At 67.2% G+C, this 19,028-nt stretch carries 18 protein-coding genes and 3 pseudogenes; 3 read left to right on the top strand and 18 right to left on the bottom strand.

Annotation, left to right across the window (positions count from 1 at the left end; all coding sequences use genetic code 11):
* Nucleotides 1–83: 83 nt before the first annotated feature.
* From OKW39_RS01175 to chrA, 5 genes and pseudogenes are all read right to left on the bottom strand, one after another.
* Nucleotides 84–1,016 carry a LysR family transcriptional regulator gene (locus OKW39_RS01175; RefSeq protein ID WP_429561858.1) on the bottom strand — a complete coding sequence of 311 codons (933 nt, stop codon included), beginning with the start codon at nt 1,014–1,016 and terminating at the stop codon, nt 84–86.
* A 352-nt stretch (nt 1,017–1,368) separates the two neighbouring features.
* Nucleotides 1,369–1,526 (bottom strand): annotated as a pseudogene (locus OKW39_RS01170) (Hsp20/alpha crystallin family protein); the annotation flags it as partial.
* A gap of 48 nt (nt 1,527–1,574) precedes the next feature.
* Nucleotides 1,575–1,871, bottom strand: a complete 297-nt coding sequence (locus OKW39_RS01165; RefSeq protein WP_429561857.1) for a DUF1488 domain-containing protein — start codon at nt 1,869–1,871, stop codon at nt 1,575–1,577.
* Nucleotides 1,872–2,024: 153 nt separating this feature from the next.
* Nucleotides 2,025–2,879 (bottom strand): potassium channel family protein, encoded by an 855-nt coding sequence (locus tag OKW39_RS01160; protein WP_429334665.1) that lies wholly within the window; start codon nt 2,877–2,879, stop codon nt 2,025–2,027.
* A 156-nt stretch (nt 2,880–3,035) separates the two neighbouring features.
* Nucleotides 3,036–4,277 carry a chromate efflux transporter gene (gene chrA, locus OKW39_RS01155; protein ID WP_429561856.1) on the bottom strand — a complete coding sequence of 414 codons (1,242 nt, stop codon included), beginning with the start codon at nt 4,275–4,277 and terminating at the stop codon, nt 3,036–3,038.
* A gap of 359 nt (nt 4,278–4,636) precedes the next feature.
* Between chrA and acs the strand changes: the two genes are divergently transcribed.
* On the top strand, nt 4,637–6,535 hold the full coding sequence (gene acs, locus OKW39_RS01150; protein WP_429563435.1) for an acetate--CoA ligase: 1,899 nt from the start codon (nt 4,637–4,639) through the stop codon (nt 6,533–6,535).
* A gap of 31 nt (nt 6,536–6,566) precedes the next feature.
* Nucleotides 6,567–7,178, top strand: coding sequence for an acetate uptake transporter (locus OKW39_RS01145; protein WP_090805160.1), 612 nt, complete (start codon nt 6,567–6,569; stop codon nt 7,176–7,178).
* A 244-nt stretch (nt 7,179–7,422) separates the two neighbouring features.
* On the opposite strand, the gene OKW39_RS01140 is transcribed toward OKW39_RS01145, so the two are convergent.
* From OKW39_RS01140 to OKW39_RS01085, 12 genes and pseudogenes are all read right to left on the bottom strand, one after another.
* The gene (locus tag OKW39_RS01140; protein WP_429363699.1) at nt 7,423–8,991 is read right to left on the bottom strand and encodes a F0F1 ATP synthase subunit alpha; all 1,569 of its coding nucleotides are present in this window, start codon (nt 8,989–8,991) and stop codon (nt 7,423–7,425) included.
* Entirely contained in the window at nt 8,975–9,733 is a 759-nt protein-coding gene (locus tag OKW39_RS01135; protein WP_429561855.1) for a F0F1 ATP synthase subunit B, read from the bottom strand. The genes OKW39_RS01140 and OKW39_RS01135 overlap by 17 nt, the downstream gene beginning before the upstream one ends.
* Nucleotides 9,734–9,741: 8 nt before the next feature.
* Nucleotides 9,742–9,987 carry a F0F1 ATP synthase subunit C gene (locus tag OKW39_RS01130; RefSeq protein ID WP_090805166.1) on the bottom strand — a complete coding sequence of 82 codons (246 nt, stop codon included), beginning with the start codon at nt 9,985–9,987 and terminating at the stop codon, nt 9,742–9,744.
* The gene (locus tag OKW39_RS01125; protein WP_090805797.1) at nt 9,984–10,682 is read right to left on the bottom strand and encodes a F0F1 ATP synthase subunit A; all 699 of its coding nucleotides are present in this window, start codon (nt 10,680–10,682) and stop codon (nt 9,984–9,986) included. The genes OKW39_RS01130 and OKW39_RS01125 overlap by 4 nt, the downstream gene beginning before the upstream one ends.
* Nucleotides 10,679–10,972, bottom strand: a complete 294-nt coding sequence (locus tag OKW39_RS01120; RefSeq protein ID WP_429561854.1) for an ATP synthase subunit I — start codon at nt 10,970–10,972, stop codon at nt 10,679–10,681. Before OKW39_RS01120 ends, OKW39_RS01125 begins: the two co-directional genes overlap by 4 nt.
* Nucleotides 10,965–11,318 carry an AtpZ/AtpI family protein gene (locus OKW39_RS01115; RefSeq protein WP_409259876.1) on the bottom strand — a complete coding sequence of 118 codons (354 nt, stop codon included), beginning with the start codon at nt 11,316–11,318 and terminating at the stop codon, nt 10,965–10,967. Before OKW39_RS01115 ends, OKW39_RS01120 begins: the two co-directional genes overlap by 8 nt.
* Nucleotides 11,315–11,746, bottom strand: coding sequence for a F0F1 ATP synthase subunit epsilon (locus OKW39_RS01110; protein ID WP_090805169.1), 432 nt, complete (start codon nt 11,744–11,746; stop codon nt 11,315–11,317). The genes OKW39_RS01115 and OKW39_RS01110 overlap by 4 nt, the downstream gene beginning before the upstream one ends.
* 13 nt (nt 11,747–11,759) lie before the next feature.
* Nucleotides 11,760–13,232, bottom strand: coding sequence for a F0F1 ATP synthase subunit beta (gene atpD / locus OKW39_RS01105; RefSeq protein ID WP_429563434.1), 1,473 nt, complete (start codon nt 13,230–13,232; stop codon nt 11,760–11,762).
* 75 nt (nt 13,233–13,307) lie between these two features.
* A complete protein-coding gene (locus OKW39_RS01100; protein ID WP_429561853.1) occupies nt 13,308–14,348 on the bottom strand; it encodes a zinc-dependent alcohol dehydrogenase family protein in 1,041 nt (346 codons plus the stop codon).
* Between the two features lie 418 nt (nt 14,349–14,766).
* Nucleotides 14,767–15,642 (bottom strand): helix-turn-helix domain-containing protein, encoded by an 876-nt coding sequence (locus tag OKW39_RS01095; RefSeq protein ID WP_429561852.1) that lies wholly within the window; start codon nt 15,640–15,642, stop codon nt 14,767–14,769.
* 37 nt (nt 15,643–15,679) lie between these two features.
* On the bottom strand, nt 15,680–16,237 hold the full coding sequence (locus OKW39_RS01090; protein ID WP_429563433.1) for a carboxymuconolactone decarboxylase family protein: 558 nt from the start codon (nt 16,235–16,237) through the stop codon (nt 15,680–15,682).
* Nucleotides 16,238–16,339: 102 nt separating this feature from the next.
* Nucleotides 16,340–16,495: pseudogene (locus OKW39_RS01085) on the bottom strand (alcohol dehydrogenase); the annotation flags it as partial.
* 9 nt (nt 16,496–16,504) lie between these two features.
* On the opposite strand from OKW39_RS01085, the pseudogene OKW39_RS01080 reads away from it, so the two are divergent.
* Nucleotides 16,505–16,609: pseudogene (locus OKW39_RS01080) on the top strand (alcohol dehydrogenase); the annotation flags it as partial.
* Nucleotides 16,610–16,745: 136 nt separating this feature from the next.
* Here the strand turns inward: OKW39_RS01080 and katG are convergent.
* Entirely contained in the window at nt 16,746–19,004 is a 2,259-nt protein-coding gene (gene katG, locus OKW39_RS01075; RefSeq protein WP_429561851.1) for a catalase/peroxidase HPI, read from the bottom strand.
* Between the last annotated feature and the right edge of the window lie 24 nt (nt 19,005–19,028).

The raw sequence follows: 19,028 nt of genomic DNA, 5'->3' as shown, positions 1-19,028 counted from the left end.
GAATATGGGAGCCAGTCTAGAACGACTCGCATCTCGGGAGAATCACCGCACTGCGTAAGTCATTCTTCCGCGCGGCGATCGAATCAGCGTCGATCGGCGTCGGTGATTTGCTGAGCCCGCTCGAAATACTCGCGCAGCAGCGGCGTGGCGAAATCGACGAAACCGCGCACCTTCGGCACCGCAAGGCGCCCGTGCGGCGTCACCAGGTTGACGGGCAACGGCGCATACTCGCTGTCGCGCAGCACGATTTTCAGCGCGCCGGCCTTGACCTGCTCGGCCACGTGATAGGAGAAAAGCCGCGTGACGCCATGCCCGGCCACGGCCGAAGACAGCGCAGCGCGAATCGTGTTGACGATGAAGCGCGGCGTGAACCGGACGACCTGCGGCAGCGCCGTTAGACGGGCCGCCGGAAAGCTCCACGAATCGAGCCCGAAATGCGTCATCGAGATGATCGGATGGCTGGCCAGATCGGCGGGGACATCGATGGCCGGGTGCGTGGCGAGATAGTCGGGCGAAGCGACCACCACCCGCCTCACCTCGCCCACCGGAATGGCGACGAGCGTGGAGTCCTGTAGATGAGCGATGCGCAACGCCACGTCGATGCCCTCGTCGACGAGGCTCACGGGCCGGTCGAGCAGGTGCAGGCGGATCGACGCCTGGGGATGGCGATCGAGAAACGAATCGACAATCGGGCGCAGCACCTCCTCGCCCACCGCCACCGCCGCCGTCACGCCTAGCAGTCCGCGCGGCGCGGAGCGCTCGTCGGCTGCGAGCAGGTCCGCCTCCTCCAGATCCGCGAGGATGCGCCGGCACGCCAGCGCATAGCGCTCGCCCGCCTCGCTGAGCCGGATCGTGCGCGTGGTGCGGTGTAGCAGCGGCGTGCCCGTGTGCGTCTCCAGAAACGCGATGGCCCGGCTCACCGCCGCGGGCGAGCGGCCCAGCCGACGGCCTGCGCCCGCCAGACTGCCCTCGTCGAGCGTGGCGACGAATACCTTCATGGCGTCGATACGGTCCATTGCGTGTTTGAGCTTGAGATTGGGCCTAGGTGGCGCCGCAGTCTTTTAGGGCGGTGAGTTCCGGCACGATCTTAGCGGAATACGAGAAGCGACAGCGTGGCATGCACGGCTGCACAATCGTAAGACTGAATGTGGCGCTAGTGCGGCGCTTGGCATACCCTGAAGAAGTTGTTCAGCAGATCCTGGTACGCTCCGCTGCCGCTAGCGGGCTGGGTACGTCAAATGTCGCGAGCACCCATTCGGGTGCGAAGGTGCGCGAGCGCTTTCCTGCAGACTGGCGCGCGCTTCAGCCGGACCTTCGCCGCAACAAAAAGGCGCGCCCGTGACAGCGCGCCATCCTCGCGTGCCAGTCGATGGTCAGCCGCTTGCGATCGCCCGACGCCTTTTTCGGCAAGCTGAGCGACAGCACGCCATCCCTGTACTCGGCTTCGCGTTCGCCTCGTCGACCTCGCCGCCGAGCGCGAACGAGCGGCTGAAGGTGCCGGCGTAGCGCTCGCGGCGGATCACCCGCCGCGACGACGCGTCGTTGATCCACGTCAAGCGCGCCCGCCCGACCCGTCACGCGCAAAACCTGAAAAACCCGCTATGCAGCAGCACGGGCCTGGCGCCGAGCTTGTCGAGCAGACGCCGGGCGGCCTGTTCGATCTGGGAACGGTGCGCGAGGAACGCCTGGAGCAGATCGTCTTCCCGCAGCGAGCGCGCGCCGAAATGGTCTTCGAGCGCCTCGGCCGTGATCGCGCACTGCACGGGCCGATCGTCGACGAGCGCCGCAAACGCCAGCACCAGATCGCGGGCGCAGTATTCGGGCATGCAGGACGAAAAGGAAATGTGTATGGTGACGCCCCCCACGGTCATGAAGTGCCGCATCGGCGGAGGCGAGGTAGCGGACCCGCCGCGACGTCTCCAGCTTAATCACGCAATCCACCGCGGATTTGACGTGCGTCAAGGCGGAGTCGCGCACGGCCCGCGGTGGCCCCGTTTGCCGCGGGGCCCTGTCAGCGCGAATGGTTATTCGCCCGTGCGCGTCACGGAACCCGCAGCGGCGTCGCTGCGTCGCGCGGCGGCGTCGATCGTCTGCCGCAACGCCTTCAGTTCAGCGTGCAGGCGCACGATTTCATCGTTCAGATGCTTGATATCCCGATGCATCTCGCGTCGCAACGCCCTCTCTTCCTTGCCGATGAACGCCGCGGCGATGCTCGCGAAGACCAGCGACAACATGCCGTAGCCGAGCAGCACGACAAATGCCGCGAACACACGCGATGCGGGCGTCGTCGGCGCGATGTCGCCATAGCCCACCGTCGCGCTGCTTTCGAACGCAAGCCACAGCCCTTCGGAGTACGAGTGCACGTGTGGTTCGAGCCAGTAAAATCCGGCGCCGGCCATCGCGAGCACGAGCGCGCCGGCGAGCAGCAGCCACATCAACCGGTTCGGCGTGACGAATTCGCGCAGCGACAGCACGATGCGCAACGCGACGACACCCATGAACGACAGCCGCAGCAGCCATTCGACGGGCTGCCACGGCGGCGTTCCGAAACCGGTGCTGAGCGCCGCGCCCAATGCGATGAGCAGGTCGAGCCAGTTGTTCGCGAGCAGCGTCTTCGGCCGTCTGCTCAGATGGGCCAGCCAGGTGAACGACAACGCGAAGCCGGCGAACATGCCGACGTATAGTGTCCGCGACAGGCTCAGCGCCAGCGGCGTGGGCACCGTCAGTTCGACGTAGAACGCGGGGATCGCGCAAAAGCTCAGCGCGCACAGCCCCCAGCGCAGGTGGCGCCATGCCCGCACCGCGCGCGGACCGTCGTGCGCGCTGGCACCGCCCAATCCGTAGCCGCCGAGGCCGTGGTCGATCATGTGGTCCGTCATCGCGCGAATGGCTTCCGGCCTGTCGGGTTTCGCGCGATATCGTCGTGGTGCCGCAAACGCACCGAGGCCGCGCGATCATCGTTGCAGGCTAACCGACCCGCGGCTGTCAGCCTTGATGCAGATCAGTGCTGGTGCAAGGCGTGCGCGATCAGCCTGTCAGAGCGGGTGCAGCACCGTTTGCGCGACGCCGGCCGCCACACACAGCACGACGACCGCAAGCGGGGGCACCTTCCAGCGCAGCAACAGCAAAAAGCCGATGCACGCCACGGCGAAATCCGTCGCCGACAGGACCGCGCTCGTCCACACCGGCGAATAAAGCGCGGCGGCCAGCAGGCCGACCACCGCGGCATTGACGCCGGCAAGCGCCGCCGCCATCGCCGCACGCGCGCGCAGCGCCTGCCACCACGGCAATGCGGCGAGAACGAGCAGCAGACCCGGCAGAAAGATGCCCACCGTCGCCAGCAGTGCGCCGCTCCAGTGTCTGGGTGGCAGCGCCATCATCCAGCCGAGAAACGCCGCGAACGTGAACAGCGGTCCGGGTACGGCCTGGGCCGCGCCATAGCCGGCCAGGAAGTCGTTGGGCGCGACCCATCCGGTCGCGACGGTTGCCCGCTGCAACAACGGCAGCACCACGTGGCCGCCTCCGAACACGAGCGCGCCGGAGCGATAGAACGCATCGAATACGCGGATGCCTTGCGAGGTCCCGCTTGCCGCCCATAGCGGCAACGCGAACAGCAATGCGCAGAAGACCACTAGCGCGACGATGCCTGCCGTGCGCGACACCTGAAAATCGCCGGCCCGCAGAGCAATGGCGCGTGGCGCCTGCACCGCCGTGGTCCGGCACAGCGCGACACCGAGCACGGCGCCGGCGCCGATCACGATCAGTTGGGCGTAGACGGTGCCAGGCACGCTGAGCAATCCGAGCGATGCGAGCGCGATCGCCGCGCGGCGGCGATCCGGACACAGACGCCGCGCCATGTCCCAGACGGCCTGCGCGACGACGGCCACCGCGACGAGCTTCAGGCCGTGAATCACGCCCGTGCCGAGCGCGCCGCCCAGGTCCGGCGCGATCGCGGCAAAGGCCAGCATCACGAGTACCGACGGCAGCGTGAAGCCGCACCAGGCCGCTAGCCCCCCACCCCACCCGGCCCGCAGCAGCCCGATCGAAAACCCCGCCTGGCTGCTCGCGGGTCCCGGCAGAAATTGGCACAGGCCGATCAGGTCGGTGAAGGCTTCATCGTCGAGCCAGCGGCGCCGCTCGACGAACTCGCGCCGGAAGTAGCCGATGTGAGCGATCGGACCGCCGAAACTGGTCAGCCCGAGTTTCAGAAAGACGATGAAAACCTCGACCACGCGCGTGAGCCGTGAGCGGCGCGGCGACGACAAATCAGTATCCATGGATGTGCGGGTTCGAGCGCTGCCGATGTCGAGAGCCGGCGGGCAAGGCGCCGTCGGCGGGCCTCGTGTTTGACGACGCACAGTATAGAGGCCTACGGCGCGACCACGCGCCGCACCCGCGCTTGATCTGGGTCAATCGTGCCCCTTGCTTCCCGCCACACACTGGTCGCGACATCCAGAACACTGTTCGAGTCATGCGCGCAGCCGCGCCGCCGATGGTTGGATATCGGCAGTCGCGGTGTGCCCTTCCCATATCACTCATTCAAGCCAGCGAGGAGACTATGTCCACTGTCGCCATCAACCATCAAGCGCCGGAAACGGCGGCCCCGCCGCTTCTGACGGACACGGCCATCGACGGCATGGCCGCCTACGAAGCGCTCGTCAACGAAGCGCGCAGCGACCGGACCGGCTTCTGGGCGTGGCTCGCGCGCGAGCATCTGAGCTGGCACCGGCCCTTCACCAAGGTACTCGACGAATCGAACGCACCGTTCTTCAAATGGTTCGACGACGGTCTGTTGAACGCGTCGTACAACTGCCTCGATCGTCATCTGCACGACGGCAATGCCAACAAGACCGCGATCATTTTCGAGGCCGACGACGGCAGCGTGACGACCATCACCTACCGGCAACTGCATGCGCGCGTGTGCCGCCTCGCGAACGCGCTGCGCGCGCGCGGCATCGCGTGTGGGGACCGCGTGATGATCTATCTGCCGATGTCGATCGAAGGCGTCGTCGCGATGCAGGCCTGCGCGCGCATCGGCGCGCTGCATTCGGTCGTGTTCGGCGGCTTCTCGGCGAAGTCGCTGCATGAACGGATGGTCGATGTCGGCGCCGTCGCCGTCATTACCGCCGACGAGCAGATGCGCGGCGGCAAGAACCTGCCGCTGAAATCCGTCGTCGACGAAGCGCTGAAAATGGCAGGCACCGACGGCATCCATACCGTGATCGTCTATCGGCGCACGGGCGGCTCGATCCTGTGGGACGAACCGCGCGACTGCTGGCTGCACGAACTCGAAGCGGCCCAACCCGACACCTGCGAGCCCGAATGGGTCGGTGCCGAGCATCCGCTGTTCGTGCTGTACACGTCCGGTTCGACCGGCACGCCGAAGGGCGTGCAGCACAGCACGGCGGGCTATCTGCTGTGGGCCGCCGTCACGATGAAGTGGACCTTCGACCTCCGCGCGGACGACGTGTACTGGTGCACGGCCGACATCGGCTGGATCACGGGACACAGCTACATCTGCTATGGCCCGACCGCGGTCGGCGCGACCCAGGTGATTTTCGAGGGCGTGCCGACGTGGCCGGACGCGGGACGGTTCTGGGAGATGATCGCGCGGCACAAGGTCAGCATCTTCTATACGGCGCCCACCGCGATCCGCTCGCTGATCAAGGCCGCCGAGACGGACAGCGGCGTGCATCCGCGCCGCTTCGACCTCGACTCGTTGCGTTTGCTCGGCACCGTCGGCGAGCCGATCAATCCGAGCGCGTGGGAATGGTTTGCGCGCGAAGTGGGCGGCGGGCGCTGTCCGGTGCTCGACACCTTCTGGCAAACCGAAACGGGCGGCCACATGATCACGCCGCTGCCGGGCGCAACACCGCTCGTCGCGGGATCGTGCACGTTGCCGCTGCCTGGCATCGAGGCGGCGATCGTCGACGAAACCGGTTGCGAGTTGCCGCACGGCCAGGCAGGTCTGCTGGTCATCAAGCAGCCGTGGCCGTCGATGCTGCGCACGATCTGGGGCAATCCGCAGCGGTTCCGCAGCGGCTACTACCCCGCGGACCTGGGCGGCAAGCTCTATCTGGCCGGCGACGGCGCGATCCGCGATGCGCAAACCGGCTACTTCACGATCACCGGCCGCATCGACGACGTGCTGAACGTGTCCGGCCACCGCATGGGCACGATGGAAATCGAATCGGCGCTCGCCGCGCATCCGCTGGTGGCGGAGGCCGCGGTCGTCGGCAGGCCCGACGAGACCATCGGCGAAGCCATCGTCGCGTTCGTCGTGCTCAAGGGCCCACGCCCGCAAGGCACGGAAGCAAGGCGGCTCGCCGATCAGCTGCGCGCGTGGGTCGGCAAGGAAATCGGGCCGATCGCCAAGCCGAAGGAAATCCGCTTCGGCGACAGCATGCCGAAGACGCGCTCCGGCAAGGTCGTGCGGCGTCTGCTGCGTTCGGTCGCGAAGGGAGAAACGCTCGCGCAGGACATGTCCACCGTCGAGAACCCCGCCGTGCTGCGGCAGTTCGGCCACCACGAGTAAGCCCCCCCGGATCGATTCAGGAGACTTCACGATGAAACCCACCGCACCCAACCCCGCATCGCTCGGCCTTGCGGCTTTCGCGATGACCACGTGGCTGCTCAGCATGATCAACGCAGGCTGGTTCAGCGGCGGCTCGCTCGGTCTCGTGCTCGCCGTCGCGTTCGCGTTCGGCGGCAGCATGCAGATCGTTGCCGGACTGATGGAGATTCCGCGCGGCAACACGTTCGGCGCCACCGCGTTTCTGAGCTATGGCGCGTTCTGGTGGTCGTTCGCGCTGTTTGCGTTGTTCCTGCACGAGCAGGTGCCGGCCGCGTTCGTGGGCTGGTATCTGCTGTTGTGGGGCGTCTTCACGTTCTATATGTGGATCGCGACGTTCCGCTCATCGCGCGCGCTGCAGTGCGTGTTCGTCGCGCTGTGGGCAACCTTCTTTCTGCTCGCGGCCGGCGAATGGCTCGGTTCGGCCACACTGCGGCACGCGGGAGGCTATGGCGGACTGCTGACCGCGCTGCTGGCGTTCTATCTGTCGGCGGCGGAGATCATCAACGAGTCGTTGGGCCGCACCGTGCTGCCAGTCGGCGCGAAACCCGGGCTCGTCAAAATGGAAACGGTCGGCGCCGCGGTGGTGACGCGTTTTGCGGAGTGACTGATTGCGCGCATTCGGCGCTTCACGAAGCCCGTCGCGAATCCGGCATGCGCGGCGGGTTTTGTCGTCTGGCCGTGCTCATTCAGGCGCGCAGTTCGCGCTCGATCGTGCAACGGGGCGCCATCCCATGCCCCCTGGCTTTGCCACGTCCCCGGGACGGATACCACTTGTGGCACGCACACGTCCCAGCATGATGCCGATCACCGTTTCGATCTGCCTCGCCTAAGCGGTACGGCTTTCGATCTCACCGAGCTTGCTGGTCATCGGGGTTCCCTGCCGCTTGCGTCGCGCCCGCGCGTTCGTGCGTCGCGCGCTCGACGAGCGCGCGAATGCGCCCGCTCAGACTGTCGCGCAGCGTGTCGTCGAGGGCGTTGCGCAGCCACGCCGCGGGCGCCGCCTCAGTGTGCGCGTCGTCCACCGAGCTGAGCTTGTCGCGCACCCACGTCGTCACCTCCTGCGCGACGCCGTCGAACACGCCGGCGGCGAGCGCCGCGAGCAGCGCGATCTGATCGGCGACGCGCAACGCGTTGAAACGCGGCTGCGTGAGCAGCGCGCGAATCCGCTTGCCCCGCTCGATCTGCGCGTTGACGCGTGCGTCCGCGAGACCGCCGAAACGGCTGAACATCTCCAGTTCGAGAAACTGCGCGTAGTCGAGCCGCAAGCGGCCCGCGACGTCGCGCAGCGCCGCATGCTGCGCCTTGCCGCCGACCCGGCTCACGCTCAGGCCGACATCCACGGCGGGCCGCTGGTTCGCGGCGAACAGCGCGGCGTCGAGCACGATCTGTCCGTCCGTGATCGAGATCAGGTTGGTCGGAATGTAGGCCGACAGATTGCCGGCGTCGGTCTCGGCGATCGGCAGCGCGGTCAGCGAACCGCCGCCGAGCGCGGGCGACAGTTTCGCCGCGCGCTCGAGCAGTCTCGCGTGCAGATAGAAGATATCGCCGGGATACGCTTCGCGTCCGGGCGGCTCGCGCGTGAGCAGCGCGAGTTCGCGATGCGTCGCCGCGTGCTTGGTCAGGTCGTCGATCACGATCAACGCGTGCTGGCCGCGATCGCGAAAGAACTCGGCGATCGACACACCCGCGAACGGCGCGATCCATTGCAGTCCGGGCGGCGCGGCCGCCGAGGCGACAACGAAGATGCAGCGCTCGAACGCGCCATGCTCGCGCACGGCGTCGATCACCCGCTGTACCGCCGTCGCGCGCTGCCCGACGGCGACATACACGCAGATCACGTCGCTGTGCTTCTGATTGACGATCGCCTCGACGGCGAGCGAGGTCTTGCCCGTCGCGCGATCGCCGATGATCAGTTCGCGCTGCCCTCGCCCGATCGCGAACAGCGCGTCGACGACGAGCACGCCCGTCTGCAGCGGTTCACTGACGAAGTCGCGATCGATGATCGCGGGCGCCGCGCGCTCGACAGGCAAACGCGTGACGGCACCGAGTGCCTCGCCGTCATCGAGCGGCCGACCGAGCGGATCGACGACGCGGCCGAGCAGCGCGTCGCCGACCGGCACGTCGAGCACGCTGCCGGTCCCCACGACGCGCATGCCGGCCCGCACCGCGTCGCCGCTATCGAGCAGCACGACGCTCGCGCTCGCCACGTCGAGCGAATGAATGAAGCCGCGCACGCCGCATTCGAGTTCGACGACCTCGTCGAGCGCGGCGTCGGGCAGACCCGACACGAACGCGATGCCATCGGCGATCTGTTCGACGCGGCCGATGCTCGCCGCCCGCGGTTCGAGCGCGACGCGCGCGAGCGCGGCGCGTTTGCGCGCGAGCCACGCGTCGGCGGTGTCAGCGCGCGTGGCCATCGTCGCGAAGCAGTTCACCGTGAATCTGGTCGAGCTGATCGCGCCAGCTATTGCGCACCACGGCGTGCGCGCCCGACAGTTCGAGCCCCGCAAGCAGCGTGCGGTCGATGTCGGTATCGAATTCGAGGCGCTGTGCGAAGGCGGCCGCGAGCGCCGTTTCGCACGCGGCGCGCTCGTCCGGCGTCAACGCGCGCGGCGCGCTAACATGCAGCGGCACATCCCCGGCAAGCGCGGCGCGCGCGCCGGGCGACAGCCGGCGCACGCCGTCCGCGAGTCCGTCGATGAACCCGGCAACGCGCAGGTCCTCGGGCGAGCGGTCGAGCAACTGGTCGAGCAGCTTGCCCGCGATGTCGACGGCGAGCTGCGCGGCCGCCGCCGACGCGGCTTCGGCCTCGCCCGCGCGCTCGCGCTGCCGGTCCGCAGCCGCCTGGGCGCGCAGCCGCTCGGCCTCGTTGTGCGCGGCGTCGAGCAGCGCCGCGTGCTGTGTGCGCGCGTCGGCCTCGATCGTCGCGAACGCCTGCGCGCGCTGCGCGGCGAGTTGCTCCCGTTCGGCCCGCAGCGCCTCGCGTTCGGCCTGCGCCGCGAGCTTCGCGGCGTTCGCGTCACCCGTCAGCGCATTCGCGCTCGCCTGTCGCTCCGCGATGATCTTCGCGACCGGACGGAACAGAAAGCGCGCGAGCAGCCAGACCAGAATCAGCGCGTTGAGCGTCTGCAGCGCGAGCGTCGACCAGTCGATTTTCATCGCATGCCCTACTTGACGAACGGGTTGGCGAACAGCAACAGCAGCGCGACTACGAGGCAATAGATCGCCATCGTCTCGATCATCGCGAGCCCGACGAACAGCGTGCGCGACAGCGTGCCCGCCGCATCTGGCTGCCGCGCGATCGCGTCCATCGCGGCGGCGACCGCGCGGCCCTCGGCGAGCGCGGGCCCGATCGCGCCGAACGCCACGGCGAGCGCGGCGGCGGCGATGCTGACGATTTCGATGAGGTTCATGCCGGTCCTTTCTGATTGTCGTGAACGGCGGCGCGCGACTCGCCGACGGCGGCGCCGATGAATACCATCGCGAGCACCGCGAAAATGTAGGCCTGCACCGCGCCGGTCAGCAGATCGAGCGCCATCAACGGAATCGGCACGAGCAGCCCGGCCAGCGACAGCACGATGCCGACCACGAAGACGCCGCTCATCACGTTGCCGAACAGGCGCACCACCAGCGAAAACGTGCGCGTGATCTGCTCGACGACGTTCAGCGGAATCATCACCCAGGCCGGTTCGGCGAACGTCGCGAGATAGCCGCGCCAGCCGCGCGAGCGCACGCCGCACACGAGCGTCGCGGCGAGCACGACGAGCGCGAGCGCGGCATCCGTTTCCAGGTGCGCGGTGGGCGGCTCGACGCCCGGAATCAGCGACGACCAGTTCGCGATCAGCACGAACAGGAACAACGTGCCGATCAGCGCGCGATACGGCGCGGGCTCGGTCTGCATCGTGTCGCGGATTTGCGCGTCGAGCGTGCCGACCAGCAGTTCGAGCGCGGTCTGCGTGCGCGACGGCAGGATGGACAGCTTGCGCGTGAGCCACAGCGAGACGACCGTCATGACCGCCATGATCACCCACGTGACGACCACGGGCGTGGTGATCACGAGCGGACCGAGGCGTACGAGCGGCTCGGTGACGAGCGGCGAATGAATCACGGCGCCGCTCGCCGCATGCCGAGCGCCACACCGCGCGCCCACAGGAAACCGCCGATGCCGCCGAGCAACGCGAACGCGCCCGCTTTCGCCAGCAGGACGAATAAAGCGGCCGTCAGCGCGAGCCGCGCCAGTTGCAGCGCGAAGGCGCGCAGCACGCGTCCTCGTGCGAAGTACGCGACGTTCCAGCGCAGCGTCGCGAAGTGCAGCGCACCGCTCAGCAAGCCGACCGCCATTCCCGTGGCGGCAAGCACGAGCGTGTCGGTGAAATGAAACGTGGTGGCGTCAATCACGATCTCTCCTTTGCTGTCGATGCATCCAGCGCCATGCGGACCATAGGCCGATGCCCGCGCCGATCATCAGAAGCGGCGCCGCAAAAAACACCCGCGTACCGGCGATGCGGTCGAGCCAGCGCCCGAGCGCGAGGCAAAGCAGGATCGGCAGCACGATCGTCCAGCCGAGAATGCCGATCTGGCCGAGTCGCGCGCCCAGCGACGGCTCCGGATTCGCGCGCCCGGTCCGCTCGCGGCTCGCCGCGCGCTGCGCGGCTTGCGCGACGCGATCAGCGGGTTCGCCAGGTTCGTCGCGTTTGCCATCCGTTTTCCCGTTTGCCTTGCCGGCAGCAGGCCGCATCGTCATCCCGGTTCTCCACGTGTGGCTTGCGGGCGCAGATAGCGCAGCATCTGGCGCACGGCCTGCGCGTGCAGACGCGTCTGCTCCACGCGCGCGCGCCGCATCGCGTCGAGCTGCGCGGCACGCGCGCGGCGCACGTCCGCTTCGAGCGCTTCGAGCGAGTCGCCCTGCACCGCTTCGCGGCACGCAAGCGAGACGGCCGTGCCGTGCGACACGATCAGCACGCCACCATCGACGGCACAGTAATGCTCGCCGCCATCCGCCGTGCGCCAGCGCACCACCGATGCGCTCAACAGCGTGACCATGTCCGCATGCCCCACGCGCACGCCAAAAGCTCCGCTTTCATCCTCGGCGCGCAACGACACGACCGGCAAGCCGTCGACCATGACGCGCGCCGGTGTCGCGATCGTCAGAGACAGGCCATGCCGGGGCATCGCACACTCCTCGTCACGCCGCGACGGCGCTCGCGGCCGCCGACCTGCCGCGGGCTTCGTTGTCGCGCGCCTCGTCCAGCGCGCCGACCATGTACAGCGATCGCTCCTGCCAGTCGTCGCACTCCCCGGCGAGAATCGCCTTGCAGCCGACGATCGTCTCGGCGAGCGCGACCGTTCTGCCGGGCTGTCCGGAGAACGCCTCGGTGACCGCGAACGGCTGCGTCAGAAAGCGCTGCAGACGGCGCGCGCGCTGCACGGCGCGCCGGTCGTCGATGCCGAGTTCCTCGATACCGAGCAACGCGATCACGTCCTGCAGCTCACGCTGATGTTCGAGTAGGCGTCGCACCTCGTTGGCGAGCGCCGCGTGCTCCGCGCCGACGACGAGCGGATCGAGCAGGATCGACGACGACGCGAGCGGATCGATCGCCGGATACATGCCCTCGGCGGCGAGCGCGCGCGACAGCACGATCATGCTGTCGACGTGCGAGGCGATCGTCGTCACGGCGGGGTCGGTGAAGTCGTCGGCGGGTACGTAGACGGCCTCGATCGCCGTGACCGCCGCGTTGCCCACCGACACGATCCGCTCCTGCAACGCTGCTACCTCGCTCGCGAGCGTCGGCTGATAGCCGACCCGCGACGGCATGCGCCCGAGCAGCCCCGACACTTCCGCCCCCGCCTGCACGAAGCGAAACACGTTGTCCATCAGCAGCAGCACGTTCTGGCCGCGCTCGTCGCGGAAGTACTCGGCGATGGTCAGCGCGGTGAGCGGTACCCGCCAGCGCGCGCCAGGCGGTTCGTTCATCTGTCCGTAGACGAGCACGGCGCGCGGCAACACGCCCGAGCCGCGCATGTCCGACAGCATTTCGTGCCCCTCGCGGGAACGCTCGCCGACGCCGGCGAACACCGACATGCCGCCATAGCGCGCGGCCATCGCGTGAATCAGCTCCATCACGAGCACCGTCTTGCCGACGCCCGCGCCGCCGAACATCGCGGCCTTGCCGCCATGCGCGAGCGGCGTCAGCAGGTCGACGATCTTGATGCCGGTCTCGAACAGCCGCGTGGCGCCGCGCTGCGCCGCGAGCGGCGGCGGGGCGCGATGGATCGGCCTGCGTTCCACGGTCTCGGGCGCGGGCTCGCCGCCGTCGCGCATCACACCGGCGACGTCGAGCAGTCTGCCGAGCACCGCGTCGCCGACCGGCACCTCGATGGGGCCCGCGCCGACCCGCACGACGGCGCCGCGCGCGAGGCCCGCGGTGGCCTGCAACGCCAGCGCGCGCACCGTGCGCTCGCTGGTGTGCGCCTGCGCTTCCGCGAGGATCGAGGTCCCGTCCGGCCGCGTGATCCACAGCGCGGTATCGACTGGCGGCAGTTCGTGCGTGTCGAACTGGACATCGACGACCGCGCCGCGCACGGTGCTCACGCGCCCGCTTGCGGCGACCGTAGTCGTAGGCGGCGCGGTGTTTTGACGGGCTGCGCTGTCTGCAATTGGCACCTGGCGCTCCAACGATCAGTTGCAAACCCCTTCACGCTGACGAAACGTCCAGCATCAAATCGGGACCGTCTATGACGCTTCGATCAACACCTTCAGCGCGCGCGTGCTCGACGCGCGGGAGAACGTTTCGTAAGCCGAAAGAATATCGTCGAGCCGGAAGCGATGCGTGATCAGACGCGTGGGATCGATCCGCCCCGCCTTGACTGTCTTCATCAGCATCGGTGTACTGACGGTATCGACGAGACGCGTCGTGATCGCGATGTTGCGATCCCACAGTTTTTCCAGATGCAGATCAGACTTGACGCCGTGCACGCCGATGTTCGCGATCGTTCCACCCGGTGCGACCAGCTGCTGGCAAAGCTCGAACGTCGGCGCAATGCCTACCGCCTCGATCACGCAGTCGGCGCCTACCGATTCGGTCAGCTTCAGCACTTGCGCGACCGCATCGGCACGCGCGTTGTCGATGCAAGCGGTCGCGCCAAAGCGGTGCGCGACCTCGAGCCGGTTCGCGTCGGGATCGATCATGATGATCTGCGCCGGCGAGTAGAACTGCGCGGTCAACAGCGCAGCGAGACCGATCGGCCCGGCGCCGACGATCGCCACGGTGCAGCCCGGCTGAACCTTGCCGTTGAGCACGCCGCACTCGAAGCCGGTCGGCAGAATGTCGGACAGCATCACGAGCGCCTCTTCGTCGAGGCCAGCCGGAATGCGGTACAGACTGCTCTGCGCATGCGGAATGCGCACATATTCGGCCTGCGTGCCGTCGATCCGGTTACCGAGAATCCAGCCGCCCGTCGTGCAATGCGAATACATGCCGCGCCGGCAGTAGTCGCAGCGGCCGCACGAGGTGATGCACGAGATCAGCACGTGATCGCCGGCCGCGAGCCCGCTCACCGCCTCGCCGACCTGATGCACGACACCGACGCCTTCGTGGCCGAGAATGCGGCCCGGCTCGCAGGTCGGCACGTCGCCTTTGAGAATGTGCAGATCGGTGCCGCAGATCGTCGTGCGGGCGACTTTGACGATTGCATCGGTGGGCGCCGTGAGTTCGGGTATCGGCCGTTCGTCGAGCGACTTTTCGCCGGGACCGTGATAAACGAGTGCTTTCATGACGGACTTCTCCTATGGCCGGAATGAAACACGATGCGTGGCGGCAAACGTGTTCGCGCCTGAACCTGGTCGTGTCATGCGTCGGCTAGCGCCGGCGGGAACGTAATGCGTCACGCGCTTGCATCATGAGCCCCAGCGTGGCGGGCGGCTTGATCTGGGTCAAGCACTACGAAAACAACGCCGACGCGTCGATGTCGGCCATTTTCTCGAGTTCTTGCAGATAGAGGCCGGGAAAGGGGCCCGCGCCTGCCTGCACATCGGCCGCGAAGAAGCTGCCCGCGCGAGCACCTCGGTCACGTCGCCGAAGTCGGGGATGATGGCCGCGTGCGAACTGGGCGCGCGGCGGAACCAGAGTGGCGTCGGATTGCTCGACCTGATCGGCTCGGATGATCGCCCAAAAATCGAAGACATCGCTATATCACGGCATACGGTTTGCCGATATTGGAGGTTGCGGGGACGCGTGCGCCGCGAGCAGCTGCTGATGACGTGCTTCGGTGGCGTCGTCGGCGGGGAACATGCATTCGATGCGCAACTCCTGCGCGGCCACGTTTTGCGGTGTGCCCACGGTCGTGACCATCGAGAAATAGCGCAGCACCACGCCCTCGCTGATGAAGCCGAGCGGAACCATCGGCAGCGTCGCGGGTGTCATGGACGAGCCATGATGCGTCTTCCAGTCGCGCGGCGCGTCGGGATACGCAAGCAGTTCATCGAGTAGACGCTTCGTGTTGGCGCCGATTACATGACCGACCGACTCGCGATACACGCGTTGCAGCAGACTTCGCGCGACCTCCTCCCACTCGGCGACGAACGGACGCATGCCATGTGGATCGAAGATCAGATGCAGCATGTTGCGCGGGCCTTCGCGCGCGGTCATGTCGATGAAGCAGTTGAAGAAGCGCGGGGCCGCGTCGTTGGTCATCAGCACGTCCCAGTCGCGGTCCATCACGAGCGCCGGAAACGGCTCATGCTGACGCACGACCCGTTCGAGCGCGCGAACCACGCCGTGCATTTCCTGCGCATTCCACGGTGCTTCCGAATAAATCGGTGCATAACCCGCGGCAAGCAGCAGCGCGTTGCGCTCGCGCAGCGGCACGTCGAGGGTCTGCGCGAGCGTCAGCAGCGTGTCGCGGCCCGGCACGCTGCGCCCGCTTTCGATGAAGCTGATCTGCCGCTGCGAGATGCCGGCCTCGAGCGACAGATCGAGCTGACTCACGCCACGCACGTCACGCCAATAGCGCAACAGACCGCCGAGATCGCCCGGCTGCACTTTCGGATCGTGACTCGTGACGTTCATGGTGTTGCCCTCCTGTTGATGCCTGAACGGGATCGCTTCAGCGCGCGGGCGCGTACCACGCGAATTCGGCGAACTGCGCTTCGAGCGGCGGCTCGGTCACGCTGCCGGTGTAGTTCGTGATCGTCGACGCGGCGACCGCCGCAACCACCTCGAGAATCTGCTCCGCGCTGAAACCTGCCGCGAGGAAGCGTTGCCGGTCCTCATCGTCGAGGCGGCCGCGTTTTTCGATCAGCGTGCGCGCGAGCGTCGACAGCGCCGCGAGCCTCGTGTCGTCGGGCACGCCGCCGTGGCGGATCGCCTCGACATCGGCGCGACGCAGGCCCGCGTTCAAGCCGAGCGCGGTATGAAACGCAACCGCCCATTCGCTCGCGTTCGTCACGGCGTTGGTGAGCAGCAGCGTCTGGATCTCCGGTTCGGTCAGACTGCTCGCATGCACGCGCTCGAACAGGCCGATGAAGCCGTTGATCAGCACCGGTGAAGCCGCCATCTTGGCCGCGATGTTCGGAATCAGGCCGAACGCCTGTTGCAGTTTGCGGAGCACGGGTTTCGATTGCTCGGGAGCGGACTCGATCGTGTGAACGGGATAGCTGGACATGGTATCTCCTTGACTTTGCGCCATCGGAGCGACGGCGCGGTAGTCGAAGAGTAGAGGCAGCCGCGCGGCTCGCCAATTACATCGGATGTCATCGCCATGCACGATCGGCACTTCGATCGGCTCTTCGGAAACGCCGACCATCACGAGCTTGCCGTTCAGGCCGAGACCGCCGAGCGTCGCGGTCATCGCCTTGCCGCTCGTCACCGTGGCCAGTATCAGCTTCGCGCCGCCCAGTGCCTGCAGCTTCTCGGCGAGTTCAACATGTGACGCAACTCGGTGCAAGGCTGGCCCTCCGGCACCTCGGCCGATTCGCAGGACACGCTCGCGTTCAGCGCGCTCACCGGTGTCAAGCCGATGATCGAAGAGTATCCGCCGGCGCAGAAGCAGTGACGAGGCGAAGAAAAAGCGCGCTTGCCGGCATCCCGGCAAGCGCGCTCGATGACTTCGCAAATCCACCGTCAAAAACTGCGTCGACGTGGCAAAGAACCACTCGCCAGCACTGGCTGGATCAAGCCAGATCGAAACGATCCAGATTCATCACCTTGGCCCACGCGGCAACGAAGTCGCGCACGAATTTCTCCTTGCCGTCCTCGCTCGCGTAGACCTCGCCCAAGGCGCGCAGCACCGAGTTCGAGCCGAACACCAGATCGACGCGCGTACCGGTCCACTTGACCTCGCCGCTCTTCGTGTCGGCACCTTCGAACGTTTCCGCGGCCTCCGACACCGGCGTCCATTCCGTGCCCATGTCGAGCAGGTTACGGAAGAAGTCGTTGGACAGCGTTTCCGGCTTGCTCGTCAGCACACCTTCGCTGCCAGCGCCCACCTTCAGCACGCGCAGGCCGCCGATCAGCACCGTCATCTCGGGCGCGGTCAACGTCAGCAGTTGCGCCTTGTCGATCAGCAGCTTCTCCGCCGCCACCGGGAACTTGCCGCCCAGATAGTTGCGGAAGCCGTCGTGGACCGGCTCCAGCACCGCGATCGCCTGGACGTCGGTCTGCTCCTGCGACGCATCCATGCGCCCCGGCGAGAACGGCACCGTCACCTGCTGCCCGGCGTTCTTCGCGGCCTGCTCGATACCGGCGCCACCCGCCAGCACGATCAGGTCGGCAAGCGAAATCTTCTTGCCGCCGGACTGCGCACCGTTGAACTCGCTCTGGATGCCTTCGAGCACCTTCAGCACCTTCGCGAGCTCAGCGGGCTGGTTGACGGCCCAGTCCTTCTGCGGTGCGAGCCGGATGCGCGCGCCGTTGGCGCCGCCGCGCTTGTCCGAGCCGCGGAACGTCGAGGCCGAGGCCCACGCGGTCGTGACCAGCTGCGACACCGACAGCCCCGACGCGAGGATCTTCTGCTTCAGCGCCGCGACGTCCTTGTCGTCGACGAGCGGGTGATCGACGGCCGGAATCGGATCCTGCCACAGCAGTTGCTCCGACGGCACTTCCGGGCCAAGATAGCGGGCGCGCGGACCCATGTCGCGGTGCGTCAGCTTGAACCACGCGCGCGCGAAGGCGTCGGCGAACTCGTCGGGGTTGGCCATGAAGCGCCGCGAGATCTTTTCGTAGATCGGGTCGAGGCGGAGCGACAGGTCGGTCGTCAGCATCGTCGGCAGCACTTTCTTCGATGGGTCGTGCGCGTGCGGATACGTGGCCTGCGCGTCCTTCGCGACCCACTGGTTCGCACCCGCCGGGCTCTTCGTCAGCTCCCACTCGTGGCCGAACAGGCTCTGGAAGTAGCTCATGTCCCACTGCGTCGGCGTCGCGGTCCACGTGACTTCGATACCGCTCGTGATCGTGTCGCCGCCCCTGCCGGTGCCGAAGCTGTTGCGCCAGCCGAGCCCCTGGGCCTCGAGACCGGCACTTTCCGGTTCCGGACCGACGTTATCGGCCGGCGCCGCGCCGTGCGTCTTGCCGAACGTGTGGCCGCCGGCGATCAGCGCGACCGTTTCCTCGTCGTTCATCGCCATGCGGCCGAACGTTTCGCGGATGTCGACTGCCGCGGCGAGCGGATCGGGATTGCCGTCCGGGCCTTCCGGATTCACGTAGATCAGGCCCATCTGCACCGCGCCGAGCGGGTTTTCGAGGTTGCGGCCGGGCGGATCGGTACGGCTCTTTTCGGTGCCGTGCAGCTCCTCGTCGGCGACCAGCACGCCTTCGTCGTCTTCCCTGCCGGCCGCTCCCTTGCCGTAGCGCACGTCGCCGCCGAGCCAGGTTTTTTCATTGCCCCAGTAGACGTCCTGATCCGGCTCCCACGTGTCCTCGCGGCCGCCGCCGAAACCAAAAGTATTGAAGCCCATCGTTTCGAGCGCGACGTTGCCGGTCAGGATCAGCAGGTCGGCCCACGAAATTTTCTGGCCGTATTTCTGCTTGATCGGCCATAGCAGCCGGCGAGCCTTGTCGAGGCTCACGTTGTCCGGCCAGCTATTGAGCGGCGCGAAACGCTGCTGGCCGCGCCCTGCGCCGCCGCGGCCGTCGCCGATGCGGTACGTGCCGGCGGCATGCCATGCCATACGGATAAACAGCGGGCCGTAGTGGCCGAAATCCGCGGGCCACCAGGGCTGCGAATCGGTCATCAGCTCGGCGAGGTCTTTCTTGACCGCGGCGTAGTCGAGGCTCTTGAATGCCTCGGCATAGTTGAAGTCTTTGTCTAGCGGATTGGAGCGGTTCGAATGCTGGTTGAGCAGGTCGAGGCGCAATTGCTTCGGCCACCAGTCCCGATTGGTCGTCCCGCCGCCGGCGGTATGGATGAACGGGCACTTTGCTTCGTTTGACATGCGTTCTCTCCTTTGGAGGATGTC

The organism is Paraburkholderia sp. MM6662-R1 (assembly GCF_050436245.1).
Taxonomy (GTDB): Bacteria; Pseudomonadota; Gammaproteobacteria; order Burkholderiales; family Burkholderiaceae; genus Paraburkholderia; species Paraburkholderia tuberum.
Note: the sequence above shows the minus strand (reverse complement) of the source record. Positions and strands in the feature narration are given on the sequence as shown.